The organism is Streptomyces sp. NPDC001493, from assembly GCF_053597235.1.
Genome location: NZ_JBSFHV010000053.1, coordinates 1 through 12,223, shown reverse-complemented (window position 1 = coordinate 12,223; position 12,223 = coordinate 1). Strand labels below are relative to the sequence as shown.

Annotated in this window: 10 protein-coding genes and 1 pseudogene; 7 read left to right on the top strand and 4 right to left on the bottom strand. The window is 72.7% G+C overall.

What is annotated here, in order from left to right; translation table 11 throughout:
• Together ACWCWD_RS36780 and ACWCWD_RS36775 are read left to right on the top strand one after the other, a co-directional pair.
• A pseudogene (locus ACWCWD_RS36780) lies at positions 1-156 on the top strand (electron transfer flavoprotein subunit alpha/FixB family protein); the annotation flags it as partial.
• A 206-nt stretch (positions 157-362) separates the two neighbouring features.
• The gene (locus ACWCWD_RS36775; RefSeq protein WP_450779970.1) at positions 363-1,652 is read left to right on the top strand and encodes a DUF6986 family protein; all 1,290 of its coding nucleotides are present in this window, start codon (positions 363-365) and stop codon (positions 1,650-1,652) included.
• A 58-nt stretch (positions 1,653-1,710) separates the two neighbouring features.
• Here the strand turns inward: ACWCWD_RS36775 and ACWCWD_RS36770 are convergent, their stop codons facing one another.
• A complete protein-coding gene (locus ACWCWD_RS36770) occupies positions 1,711-2,739 on the bottom strand; it encodes a LacI family DNA-binding transcriptional regulator (RefSeq protein ID WP_450779968.1) in 1,029 nt (342 codons plus the stop codon).
• 174 nt (positions 2,740-2,913) lie between these two features.
• On the opposite strand from ACWCWD_RS36770, the gene ACWCWD_RS36765 reads away from it, so the two are divergent.
• Positions 2,914-3,840 carry an ROK family protein gene (locus tag ACWCWD_RS36765; protein WP_450779966.1) on the top strand — a complete coding sequence of 309 codons (927 nt, stop codon included), beginning with the start codon at positions 2,914-2,916 and terminating at the stop codon, positions 3,838-3,840.
• A 139-nt stretch (positions 3,841-3,979) separates the two neighbouring features.
• On the top strand, positions 3,980-4,528 hold the full coding sequence (locus ACWCWD_RS36760; protein ID WP_450779964.1) for a hypothetical protein: 549 nt from the start codon (positions 3,980-3,982) through the stop codon (positions 4,526-4,528).
• A gap of 187 nt (positions 4,529-4,715) precedes the next feature.
• Here the strand turns inward: ACWCWD_RS36760 and ACWCWD_RS36755 are convergent, their stop codons facing one another.
• Positions 4,716-4,892, bottom strand: coding sequence for a hypothetical protein (locus ACWCWD_RS36755; protein ID WP_450779962.1), 177 nt, complete (start codon positions 4,890-4,892; stop codon positions 4,716-4,718).
• A 368-nt stretch (positions 4,893-5,260) separates the two neighbouring features.
• Here ACWCWD_RS36755 and ACWCWD_RS36750 point away from each other — a divergent pair, with 368 nt between their 5' ends.
• Positions 5,261-6,298: an NUDIX domain-containing protein gene (locus tag ACWCWD_RS36750; protein ID WP_450779960.1), complete on the top strand. Its 1,038-nt coding sequence runs from the start codon at positions 5,261-5,263 to the stop codon at positions 6,296-6,298.
• A gap of 122 nt (positions 6,299-6,420) precedes the next feature.
• Here ACWCWD_RS36750 and ACWCWD_RS36745 read toward each other — a convergent pair whose 3' ends face one another.
• Positions 6,421-7,785 (bottom strand): M20/M25/M40 family metallo-hydrolase, encoded by a 1,365-nt coding sequence (locus ACWCWD_RS36745; protein WP_450779958.1) that lies wholly within the window; start codon positions 7,783-7,785, stop codon positions 6,421-6,423.
• Positions 7,786-7,979: 194 nt separating this feature from the next.
• Here ACWCWD_RS36745 and ACWCWD_RS36740 point away from each other — a divergent pair, with 194 nt between their 5' ends.
• Both ACWCWD_RS36740 and ACWCWD_RS36735 read left to right on the top strand, forming a co-directional pair.
• Positions 7,980-9,212 carry a geranylgeranyl reductase family protein gene (locus ACWCWD_RS36740; protein WP_327174116.1) on the top strand — a complete coding sequence of 411 codons (1,233 nt, stop codon included), beginning with the start codon at positions 7,980-7,982 and terminating at the stop codon, positions 9,210-9,212.
• A gap of 209 nt (positions 9,213-9,421) precedes the next feature.
• Entirely contained in the window at positions 9,422-10,159 is a 738-nt protein-coding gene (locus tag ACWCWD_RS36735) for a dienelactone hydrolase family protein (protein ID WP_450779956.1), read from the top strand.
• A gap of 314 nt (positions 10,160-10,473) precedes the next feature.
• Here ACWCWD_RS36735 and ACWCWD_RS36730 read toward each other — a convergent pair whose 3' ends face one another.
• Positions 10,474-12,087 (bottom strand): LPXTG cell wall anchor domain-containing protein, encoded by a 1,614-nt coding sequence (locus ACWCWD_RS36730; RefSeq protein ID WP_450779954.1) that lies wholly within the window; start codon positions 12,085-12,087, stop codon positions 10,474-10,476.
• Positions 12,088-12,223 lie beyond the last annotated feature (136 nt).

The following is a 12,223-nucleotide window of genomic DNA, read 5'->3' as shown; positions in this document are numbered from 1 at the left end:
CAGCACCGGGCGGGCATGCAGACCTCGAAGACGATCGTCGCGGTCAACAAGGACGCCGAGGCCCCGATCTTCGAACTCGTCGACTTCGGTGTCGTCGGTGACCTCTTCGACGTCGTGCCCCAGCTCACCGAAGAGATCAACGCCCGCAAGGGCTGAACACGCCTCCCCGGCGGCGGACGCCCGGGGAACGGCACCACGGCCACGGGCCGGGACCACGCGGGCAACCCCCGCACGGCCCCGGCCCGTCGCCGTTCACCGTTGACGCGCGTCCCGTCACGCTTATAGCTTCGCCACGCGGATCATCGATTCCGGTCGGCGGAAGTTCCGGCCGACGGACGTGTCGAGAGCGTGGGGGTACGGTCATGGGCCGACGGGCCGAAGTGGCGACGAGCCTCGACGACGCGGTGGGCGAGGAGATCGGCGCGTCCCTCGCCGAGGTGGACGCCGAACTCGCGCGCCGCTACCCCGGCGATCCGGGCACCCGCCAGCCCGTGCACACGGTGTACGTACCGGCCGACGCCTTCGACGCCGTGACCGTACGCTCCTGGGGCGACCGGGCGCTGGCCGCACTCGACGAACACGCCCCGGACGCGGAGTCCTTCGCCGCCGTCCTGGGCCTCCCCGAGGAGCTCGCCGTCCCCGTCCACGACCGGGTACGCGCCAAGTTGGAGCGCGAGCCCGTGGAGGACCTGCGGGTGGACTTCGAGGACGGCTACGGCAGACGCCCGGACGCCGAGGAGGACCAGGCCGCCGCCCGCGCCGCGCACCTCGTCCAGCGGGCGTACGAGGAGGGCTGCGCGCCCCCGTACACCGGCATCCGGATGAAGTGCATGGAGGCGTCCGTGCGGTCGCGGGGGATCCGTACCACGGACGTGTTCCTCACCGGGCTCGTACGCTCCGGCGGGCTGCCCGACGGGCTGGTGCTCACGCTGCCGAAGGTCACCTACCCGCAGCAGGTCGCCGCCTTCGTCCGGCTGCTCGACGCGTTCGAGCGCACGCACGGCCTGGACGAGGGGCGGCTTCGCTTCGAGATCCAGATCGAGACCAGTCAGTCGATCCTCGCGGCGGACGGGACGGCCGCCGTGGCCAGGATGATCGACGCCGCGCGGGGCCGGGCCACCGGACTGCACTACGGCACCTTCGACTACAGCGCGAGCGTGGGCGTCAGCCCCGCCCACCAGGCGAGCGACCACCCCGCCGCGGACCACGCCAAGGCGGTCATGCAGGTCGCCGCGGCCGGCACCGGCGTACGGGTCTCGGACGGATCCACCAACGTGCTGCCGGTCGGCCCCACCGACCGGGTCCACCGGGCCTGGAGGCTCCACTACGGCCTCACCCGCCGCGCTCTGGCCCGCGCGTACTACCAGGGCTGGGACATGCACCCCGGGCATCTGCCGACCCGTTACGCGGCCGTCTACGCCTTCTACCGCGAGGGCCTGGACCAGGTGGCGGCCCGCCTCGCCGGGTACGTCGCCAAGTCCGGCGGGGACGTCATGGACGAACCCGCCACCGCGAAGGCGCTCAGCGGCCATCTGCTGCGCGGGATCGACTGCGGCGCCCTGGACACCGCGGAGGTCACCCGGCTGACCGGGCTCGGCCGCCGCGAACTGGACGCGTACGCGCGAACCGGCCACGACGCCGCGGCCGGCTGAACACGGCCGCCGCACCGCCCCCGGGCCCCGCCTTCTCCGGCCGGGGCAGCTCGCCTTCTCAGGCCGGGGGAAGCTCGCCCGAGCCGCGGGGCACCAGGGTCGTCGGCAGCTCCACCCGGGCGGTGGCGTGCCCGCCGCCCTCCAGACGGCGGAAGAGGTGCTCCGCCGCGGTGCGCCCCACGGCCGCCGCGTCCTGCGCGATCACCGTGATGCCGAGCAGGTCGGCCAGCTCGATGTCGTCGAACCCGACCAGTGCGACCGGCCGTTCGCGGTCGGCGAGGACCCGTACGGCGGTCACGGTCACCCGGTTGTTGCCCGCGAAGATCGCGGTCACCGGCTCCGGGCCGGACAGCATCTCCTCGGCCGCGGCGCGCACCCGCTCCGGGGCGGTGACCCCGAGGGAGACCCACCGGTCGTCGACGGCGATGCCCGCGTCGGTCATCGCCGCGTGGTAGCCGCGCAGTCGCTCCGTCGTCGTGTGGATGCGCGGCTGGTCGCCGATGAAGCCGATCCGGCGGTGGCCGTGGGCGATCAGGTGGGCCACGCCCTGCCGGGCGCCGCCGAAGCTGTCGGAGAGGATGGTGTCGGCGTCCACGAGACCCGCCGGCCGGTCCACGAAGACGGTCGCCACCCCGGCCCTGATCTCCGGCTCCAGATAGCGGTGGTCGTCGCCCGCCGGGATCACGATCAGCCCGTCCACCCGCCGCGCGCAGAGCGCGAGCACCAGCTCCTGTTCGCGTACCGGGTCCTCGGCGCTGGAACCGTTGATCAGCAGCGCCCCGTGCGAGCGGGCCACCTCTTCCACGGCTCGGCTCAGCGGACCGTAGAAGGGGTCCGCCAGATCCTCCAGGACGAGTCCGATGGATGCCGTACGGCCCTTACGCAGAACGCGGGCGCTGTCGTTGCGGCGGAAGCCGAGGGCGTCGATCGCCTCCTGCACCCGGCGCTCGGTGTCGGACGTGACACCGGCCTCGCCGTTCACCACCCGGGAGACCGTCTTGAGCCCCACTCCGGCCCGCGCGGCCACGTCCTTCATGGTGGGCCGGTTGCCGTAGCGGGGCTCGGAATGACGGGCGGTCTCGGCCACAGTGCGCTGTCCTGTCGTAGGGTGCGTCGACAGCGATGTCAACGCCGCGGGGGATCGGGGCTGTGGCGTCGAGCATAGGCCCTGGACAACGTTGTCATGGCAATACAGACTGTGCAGACCACAAGGACGGAACCAGCAGGTCCGCCCTTCTACTCATCCGGAGAGCCAAGGCCCATGCATACCGACCTCGTCGCAGCCCTCGATATCGGCGGCACCAAGATCGCCGGCGCGCTGGTGGGCGACGACGGCACGCTGCTCGTCCGCGCGCAGCGGCCGACGCCCGCCAAGGAGTCCGGCGAGTCGGTCATGGGGGCGGTGGACGGGGTCCTCGGCGAGCTGATGGCTTCGCCGCACTGGAAGCGCGCCTGCGCGCTGGGCATCGGCAGCGCCGGTCCGGTGGACGCCTCGGCGGGCACGGTCAGCCCGGTCAACGTTCCCGGCTGGCGCGACTTCCCGTTGGTCGAGCGGGTGGGCAAGACGATCGGCGGGCTGCCGGTCACCCTGGTCGGCGACGGCGTGGCGATGACCGCGGCCGAGCACTGGCAGGGAGCGGCCCGGGGGCACGACAACGCGCTCTGCATGGTCGTGTCGACCGGCGTCGGCGGCGGACTCGTCCTCGGCGGCAGGCTCCACCCCGGACCCACCGGCAACTCCGGCCACATCGGCCACATCAGTGTCGATCTTGACGGCGACCCCTGCCCCTGCGGCGCGCGCGGCTGCGTCGAACGGATCGCCAGCGGCCCCAACATCGCGCGCCGGGCGCTGGACAGCGGTTGGCGGCCCGGACCCGACGGAGACGCGACGGCCCGCGCCGTGGCCGCCGCCGCGAAGGCGGGAGACCCGGTGGCCCAGGCGTCCTTCGACCGTGCGGCCCAGGCGCTCGCCGCCGGGATCGCCGCCACGGCGACCCTGGTCGAGATCGACATCGCGGTGATCGGCGGGGGAGTGGCCGGGGCCGGCGACGTGCTCTTCGCCCCGCTGCGGCGGGCCCTGGCCGACTACGCGACGCTCTCCTTCGTACGCAACCTCACGGTGACCCCCGCGGTGATGGGCAACGACGCCGGACTCGTGGGGGCGGCCGCCGCGGCCACCGTGCGCTGAGACGTACCCGGGCCCGCCGTGACCCGGCGCGCCCGGGGCGGACGCCCCTCGGCGGGGGCGGTCGGCCGACGATCCGGAGGCCAGATCCCACAGTTACGCTGACCGGGCCAGTCCACAGCGCGCGAGACCGGGGGAGACCGTGAACCGACCGCTGCTGTTCCTCGATGTGGACGGGCCGCTCAACCCCTACGCGGCCCAGCCGGAGAGGCGCCCCGACGGATACACCACACTCAGAGTTCCGCGGAACGACACCCGTCTGAACGACAGTGGCCTCCTGTCCCGCCGCCTCCTGCGAGTCTGGCTCAACCCGGAACACGGACGAATCCTGCTCCAGCTCGGCTTCGAGCTGTGCTGGGCCACCACATGGATGGACGACGCCAACCGGTGGATCGCTCCGGTCCTGGGTCTTCCGGAACTCCCCTTCGTGGACTTCGGCGATGTCCTGCTCCGGGAACGCCCTGACGGAGTCCACTGGAAGACCGGGCCGCTGGTGGACTACGCGGGCGGCCGTCCGTTCGCCTGGGTGGACGACGAGCAGAGCGAGCTGGACCAGACCTACGTAACTGCCCACCACCAAGGTCCTGGACTCCTGCGCCACGTCGATCCGCGGATCGGCCTGCGGGAGAACGACTTCCACGCGCTCGCCGACTTCGCCCGGTCGCTCGACATTTCACGGAACACCGGCTGAGCACCGAGCCGGCTCCTCCGGGTGCCTCACACTCGAAGGCAAGGAGCCTTTTCCAACCTCAACCCGCCTCGGCATGAGGTTGGAGAAGGCTCAGTGACCATGGCTGACGCAATGAGGCGGCTGGGCGTTCTCGCTCCGTCATTTCTTCGGGAAGTGCGGAAACCCAGCGCCCCCGGACTTGAACCGCTCAGCGGGCGCGGTCGACCGCCGTCCCGGCGACCACCACCAGGAATGCGTCCCGGTCCAGGTCCATCACGACCTCCGCCGCGAGCCCCTCGCCGCGGCGCGCGGCCGCGAACTCCTCCGCGGGCCGGCTGCCGCGCGGCCCGCCGGCGGGAAACTGTTCGAGCACCGTCCGACGCATGGTGTGCCCCCTCTGCCGTTGTGCGCGGTCTCGCCCGACCGCCCGATCGCGTGCTCCCGTGACGCCCCGCCGCCTTCGGCCGACCCACCGGTCCCGCGTGGCCGGTTCGTCGGGGCGTCCGCCGACGGGTACCCCGTCCACGGCTTCGTACAACGGGTTCGTCGCGCCGGGTTTTCGCCACAGGGTGTTCAGGGCAAGCCATTGAAGGCTGGAGCCCCTCCGGACGACCGGGCCGCGCCGAGGGACGGGACCCCGCGTCGCGAACCTCGGGCAGGGCGGCCGTGCGGCACGGGCCGGGCTCGGCGCCGTGCGGTACGGCGGTGGTGGCGCGGCACGGACCGGAAGAGATGCCTGGCGAAGGGGGAGCCGTGATCGTCTGGGTCAACGGTGCGTTCAGTGCGGGCAAGACCAGCGCGGCCTGCGAGCTGCTCGATCTGATCCCGAACAGCACGCTGTACGACCCCGGGCTGACCGGCGCCGCGCTGCGCGGCCTGCTGCCCCAGAAGCGGCTGGCGGAGGTGACCGACTTCCAGGACCTGCCCATCTGGCGGCGCCTGGTCGTCGACACCGCGGCGGCGCTGCTCGCCGAGGTCCCGGGCACGCTCGTGGTCCCGATGACGCTGCTGCGCCAGGAGTACCGCGACGAGATATTCGGCGGGCTCGCCTCCCGCCGCATCCCCGTCCACCACGTGCTGCTCCTCCCAGAGGAAACGATCCTGCGCCAGCGGATCGCGCAACGGCACACGTCCGCCGAGGACCCCGACCGGAGCCGACGGGCCCGCCGCTGGTGCCTCGAACACATCGAGCCCTACCGCGCGGCCCTCCCGTGGCTCACCGCGGACGCCCACGTCATCGACACCGGCTCCCTCACCCCGCGCGAGACCGCGCTGAGGATTGAGGAAGCGGTACGCACGGGCGCCGCCGGAGAGTGCGGGATCGTCCAGAACCCCTCCCCGACCGCCGAGACGGTCGCCTCCGGCGTCCTCCTCTTCGACGAACACGGCCGGGTTCTCCTCGTCGACCCCACCTACAAGGCCGGCTGGGAGTTCCCCGGCGGGATCGTCGAGACGGGCGAGGCACCGGCCCGGGCCGGAGTCCGGGAGGTCGCCGAGGAGATCGGCCTGGTCCTGACCACCGAGCCCAGGCTGCTGGTGGTCGACTGGGAGGCGCCCCGCCCGCCGGGCTACGGCGGCCTGCGGTTCCTCTTCGACGGGGGCGTACTGCGGGACGAGGACGCGGCGGGGCTGCGGCTCCAGAACTCCGAACTGCGGCAATGGCGTTTCGTCACCGAGGAGGAGGCCGCCCGGCTCCTCCCGCCGACCCGCTGGACCCGGCTGAGATGGGCGCTCCGGGCCCGCGAGCGGTCCACCGTCCTCAACCTGGAGGCGGGGGTGCCGGTCGGCTGAGAGAGCCGGGCGGGAGCCGGCGGGGCCCGGCGACGCGGCCGTCAGCTACCCTCCCGGCCCACACCAGGTCCAACCCGGCCCACCGGCCCTCATCCGGCCCCACCGGCCCGCCCGGTTGCCCGTCAGCCCTGCCGGGACTCCGCGTAGTTCTGGAGGAACAGCGCCTCCGCGACCGCGAGGCGTTCCAGCTCCTCGGGCGAGACGCTCTCGTTCACGGCGTGGATCTGCGCCTCCGGCTCGCTCAGCCCGATCAGCAGGATCTCCGACTCCGGGTACAGCTGCGCCAGCGTGTTGCAGAGCGGAATCGACCCGCCCATGCCCGCCGTCTGCATCTCCTCGCCCGGGTACGCGACCCGCATCGCCGCCGCCATCGAGGTGTACGCGGGGCTGGCCACGTCCGCGCGGAACGGCTGGCCCTGGCCAATCTGTTCGACCGTGACGTGCGCTCCCCACGGGGCGTGCGACTCCAGGTGCGCGGTGAGCAGCTTCGTCGCTTCCACGGCGTCCTGGCCCGGCGGCACCCGCAGGCTGATCTGCGCCCGCGCGCTCGCCTGCACGGACGGCGTCGCACCGACGACCGGCGGGCAGTCGATCCCGATCACGGTCACCGCCGGCCGCGCCCAGATGCGGTCCGCGACCGTACCCGTGCCGATCAGCTCCACGCCGTCCAGCACCTTCGCGTCCTTGCGGAAGTCCTCCTCCGGATACTGCAGCCCGTCCCAGGCGGCGCCTTCGGCGAGTCCGTCCACCGTCGTCGTACCGTCCTGGGACCGCAGCGAGGCGAGCAGCTGGATCATCGCGGCGAGCGCGTCCGGGGCGGCTCCGCCGAACTGGCCGGAATGCAGGTTCCCCTCAAGGGTGTTGAGCGTCACGCGCAGCATCGTCATGCCGCGCAGGGTCGCGGTGACGGTCGGCAGGCCGACCCGGAAGTTGCCCGCGTCACCGATGACGATCGCGTCCGCGGCGAGCAGCTCGGGGTGCTCCTCGGCGTACCGCTCCAGCCCGCCGGTGCCCTGCTCCTCGGACCCCTCCACGACCACCTTCACGCCGACCGGCACGCCGTCGTTCGCCTTGAGGGCGCGCAGCGCCAGCAGATGCATGATCAGGCCGCCCTTGCAGTCCGCCGTTCCGCGGCCGTACCAGCGGCCGTCGCGCTCGGTCAGCTCGAACGGCGGGGAGAGCCAGGCCGGCTCGTCGAGCGGCGGCTGCACGTCGTAGTGGGCGTACAACAGCACCGTCGGTGCTCCGGCCGGGCCGGGGAGGCAGCCGTAGACGGACTGGGTGCCGTCGGGGGTGTCCAGCAGCGCGACGTCCTGGAATCCCTCCGCGGTGAGCGCGTCGGCGACCCAGCCGGCCGCCGCCTCGCACTCGCTCTTCGGGAACTGCGCGGGATCCGCCACCGACTGGAACGCCACCAGCTCGCTCAGCTCCGCCTTGGCGCGGGGCATCAGCGAGGCAACGGTTTCGGGGATCGGACGGGCGGTCATGGGAACGCTCCTTGTGAGTGCGGTGCCGCGATGGCCGTGCGAGGCGTGCACGGCTGTGGATGACGCCGTTTGTCCGGCGTTGTCCGTACGACGAAAACACTGCCGATCCTCCCACAGCGGACCCTGACCGGATCGCGCCGTAGGATGCCGTCAGTAGCTGGGGCAACTGGTCGGATCGGGAGCAGAAGCACATCGTGAGCAGCGAGAACGCAGACGCCGGGCGTGAGCACGAAGAGTCGTCGGTGTGGGACGTCGTGGTAGTCGGTGCGGGGCCGGCCGGTGCCTCCGCGGCATATGCGGCAGCCGTCGCGGGCCGCCGGGTCCTGCTGCTGGAGAAGGCGGAGCTGCCCCGCTACAAGACATGCGGCGGCGGGATCATCGGATATTCGCGCGATTCGCTTCCGCCGGGATTCGAACTGCCCCTGCGGGACCGTGTGCACGCCGTCACCTTCTCCCTCAACGGAAAGCTGGCGCGCACCCGTAAGTCGAAGCGCATGCTCTTCGGCCTCATCAACCGGCCCGAGTTCGACGCCCAGCTCGTCGAGGAGGCGCAGAAGGCCGGCGCGGAGCTGCGTACGGGTGCCTCCGTCGCGCGGGTCGAGCAGCACGGCTCGTCCGTACCTGACCGGCGTACCGTCGCGGTGGTGCTGGCCGGCGGCGAGACTGTGCTCGCCCGGGCCGTCGTCGGGGCGGACGGCAGTGCCGGACGCATAGGCGCCCACGTCGGGGTGAAGCTCGATCAGGTGGACCTCGGCCTGGAGGCGGAGATCCCCGTTCCCGAGACGGTCGCCGAGGACTGGGCCGGGCGGGTGCTCATCGACTGGGGCCCGATGCCCGGCAGTTACGGCTGGGTCTTCCCCAAGGGCGACACGCTCACCGTCGGCGTGATCTCCGCCCGGGGCGACGGGGCCGGCACGAAGCGGTACCTGGAGGACTTCGTCGCCCGCCTCGGGCTGGCCGGGTTCGAGCCGAAGATCTCCTCGGGCCACCTCACCCGCTGCCGCAGCGAGGACTCGCCGCTCTCCCGGGGCCGGGTCGTGGTCTGCGGCGACGCGGCGGGCCTCCTGGAGCCCTGGACCCGCGAGGGAATCTCCTTCGCGCTCCGTTCCGGACGGCTGGCGGGGGAGTGGGCGGTACGCATCGCGGAGGCCCGTGACGCGGTGGACGCCCGGCGCCAGGCGCTCAACTACGCCTTCGCCATCAAGGCCGGACTCGGCGTGGAGATGAACGTCGGACGCCGGATGCTCAAGCTCTTCGAGCGCCGCCCCGGTGTCCTGCACGCGGTGCTCACGACCTTCCGGCCGGCCTGGAAGGCGTTCGCCGGGATCACCCGGGGGACGACCTCGCTGGCCGAACTGGTCCGTACCCACCCACTGGCGCACCGCGCGCTCTCCGTGATGGACCGCCGGTCGGCCGAGAACGGCTGACCGGCTCCCGCACCGGGCCCGTCCCCTGCCGCACCCCCCCGGCGTGCGGACGGGGAGCCGGGGATCCCGTCCGGGGCGCGCCGCCCCGGACGGCGTGCTCCGCCGGAGCGGATGATCGCGCCCGACCCGAAACTCGACGTACCCACGTTGTTCGGCTTGCGGCAGAACACCGGCCGGACCGGGCTCGACGATCACTACAGTCCAGTCTCATGACGACGATCACGACGCGTACGGTCGAGTATCCGGCCGACGGTTCGACGATGACCGGGCACCTCGCGCTCCCGGCCGGTGTCGACCGCCGGCCCGCGGTGCTGCTCGGACCCGAGGGCATGGGGCTCAGCGACGTCGAGCGCCGCCGGGCGGATGCTCTCGCCGAACTGGGATACGTGGCGCTGGCCTTCGACCTTCACGGCGGGCGCTATCTGGGCGACCCCGAGGAGATGCTGGCCCGTTGCCTGCCGCTGCTCGCTGATCCCGACCGGATGCGAGGCATCGGCCATGCGGCGCTCGACGTGTTGCGCTCCGAACCGCGGACCGACCCCGACCGGATCGCCGCCGTCGGCTACGGCACCGGGGGCGCCGTCGTGCTGGAACTCGGGCGCGGCGGTGTCGGTCTGCGCGCGATCGGGACAGTCAACGCACTGACCACGGGCCGGCCGGGCGAGGCGGCGCGGATTCGCTGCCCGGTGTGGGCCGGGGTCGGTTCGGAAGACCCGATCATGTCGCCCGCCCAACGGGACGCGTTCACCGCCGAGATGCAGGCCGCGGGCGTCGACTGGCGCCTCGCGGTCTACGGCGGCGCCCTGCACGCCTTCCACCATCCGCCGGTCGACCACCCCACGGTCCCCGGTGTCGGCCACCACCCGCGGCACGCGCGGCGAGCCTGGCGGGACATCGTCGATCTGCTCGCCGAGTGCTTGCCCGTGACGGAGGATCCGGGGGCATGACCCGGGCGAAGATGCCGACGCCAGGCCCGGTCGGCGTCGGGCACGGACAGCCCCTCCCCGCCTCAGGTCCGCACAACCGAACCGGCGGTCAGCCGTCCGCCGCGGCCCGCCGGGGCGGGGACAGGGTCCGTAGCGCCCCCGCCGCGTGGCCGTACCGCGCCCGTCCCGCCGTCCGGAACCGGGCGACGAGGCAGGCACGGCACAGGCGGGCGGTGCGCGCGGGCAGGGTCAGGCGGCTTGTCCGGTACCCGGGTCCTGCGTCTGCGGGTTGGGTCAGGCCCTTCTCCGGGCGGGTCCTGCGTCTGCGGGCAGCGTCAGGCCGCTTCTCCGGTACGGGTCCTGCGCCTGCGGGCCACGAGCACGACCGCGCCACCGGCGAGCAGCGCCAGGGCGCCGGCTGCCGCGATCGCCGGTGTGGCACCGCTGCCCGTCGAGGCCAAGGTCCCCGAGGCGTTCGAGCCCGAAGAGGCCGTCACGGTCCTCACTGGCCCGTCGGACGCGGACGGGGCCCGGGTCTCGCCGGCATCCACGTCCGACGAGGGGCCGCCGGACCCAGGGGTGGCGGTGGAGACCGTGGTCTTCAGCGTGATCTTCGCGGTGTTGTTCGCCTTGTCGGTGTCCGCGTCCAGCTCGCCTCCCCACACGGTGGTCACGGTGGCGTCGCCCGCAGTGGTGGCGGGAGCGTCCTGTCCGACCTTGACGGTGAACGGCAGCTCCAGGGTCTCGCCCACGGTGAACGGCGATTCGACCGCGCACATGTACTCGGCGGCTCCCGGCGTGGGTTCGCCCATTCCGCCACCCGTCCACACGCCGCACTCCGACGGGATCTTCACGGCTGTGGTGCCCTGGGGAATCTCGATCCGCACGCCGATCTGGGCGTCGGAGCTCAGCAGGTTGAACGTCGCGGGACCGTTGTTGCGGACCTTCGCGGTCAGCACGGCCTCCTCGCCCGGGGCGGCGTTCGCGGTGGAGCCGGTGAGCTCGATGTCGGCGGTGTTGTCGGCGTCGATCCGCCACTGGGCGTGACCGGTCCGCACGACCGGGGGCGTCCCGTTCTCGACGAGTCCGAGCACCGGCCCGTCGGAGGCGGCGGCCCTGGGTACGGAGGTGGAGGCGGCTTCGATCTGGTAGTCGACGAACTCGTAGAGCGCTGTGGGTCCCACCTCGATGCCGAACTGCGAGGAGAGCCGGTAGGCCTTGCCGGGCTCGACCGGGGTGGTGATGCGGCAGACGGCGGTGTCCAGTTCGTGTCCGTGCGCCGAGGGAATTTCGGTGGACGTGCCGTACGTGCAGTTGGAGAACTTCTGGGCGAATCCGAGACCGGGGGTGGCGGCGAGCGACAGGGTCACGGCGTCGGCGGTGAGCGAACCGGAGTTGGACACCGTGATCGGAGCGGCGAGGGTCGAGCCGGGGGCCGCGTCCTTCGTGTCCGGGATCCTGGCGATGCCGAGGTCCACCGCACCGACGGTGACCTTGACGGTCGTCTCCGTGATGCTCGCGTTGGACGAGGTGGCGAACAGCCGTGCGGTGCCCGTCGTCCCGAGCGCCGCGCCCGGTTTGGCGTTGACGTCCACGATTCCGCCGGTGGACTCGCCGGGGGCGATGTCCCGGCTGGGCCATGAGCAGATGTCGTCCACGCAGGGGAGGCCGGTCACGTCGGCGAATCCGGAGATGCCGGAGACGTCGACCTTGACGACCACGTCCTCGGCCGTGCTTCCGCCGTCCTCGCCCTCCATGCCCCAGCCGATCTGCGAGGAGTCCCCCCGGTCGGCGGGCTGGGGCAGCCCCACCTCGCTGTGGTTGGCCTGAAGCGTCAGGGCGGGGCCGGCCTCGGCATGGGCCACGGGGCCCGCCACGAAGGCCGGGAGCAGCGCGACGGCCACGGCGCTGAACACCGTGGACCAGGCATGCCGACGTAGTGATGACATCTGGTATTTCCCTTTCCGTGGGCCGGAGTTGTCACACCGGCTGCTCGGACCACGCCGGGAAGGTCAACCACGGCCCGGACTTCGAGCTGACGGCGGATGCCGAGCCGCACGCCTCGGTGCGTACCACGCGGGAGGG

Coding starts and splice junctions, on each gene's coding strand:
- ACWCWD_RS36775 (WP_450779970.1), top strand. CDS start 363: ATGGGCCGACGGGCCGAAGTGGCGACGAGCCTCGACGACGCGGTGGGC.
- ACWCWD_RS36735 (WP_450779956.1), top strand. CDS start 9,422: ATGACGACGATCACGACGCGTACGGTCGAGTATCCGGCCGACGGTTCG.
- ACWCWD_RS36745 (WP_450779958.1), bottom strand. CDS start 7,785: ATGACCGCCCGTCCGATCCCCGAAACCGTTGCCTCGCTGATGCCCCGC.
- ACWCWD_RS36765 (WP_450779966.1), top strand. CDS start 2,914: ATGCATACCGACCTCGTCGCAGCCCTCGATATCGGCGGCACCAAGATC.
- ACWCWD_RS36730 (WP_450779954.1), bottom strand. CDS start 12,087: ATGTCATCACTACGTCGGCATGCCTGGTCCACGGTGTTCAGCGCCGTG.
- ACWCWD_RS36755 (WP_450779962.1), bottom strand. CDS start 4,892: ATGCGTCGGACGGTGCTCGAACAGTTTCCCGCCGGCGGGCCGCGCGGC.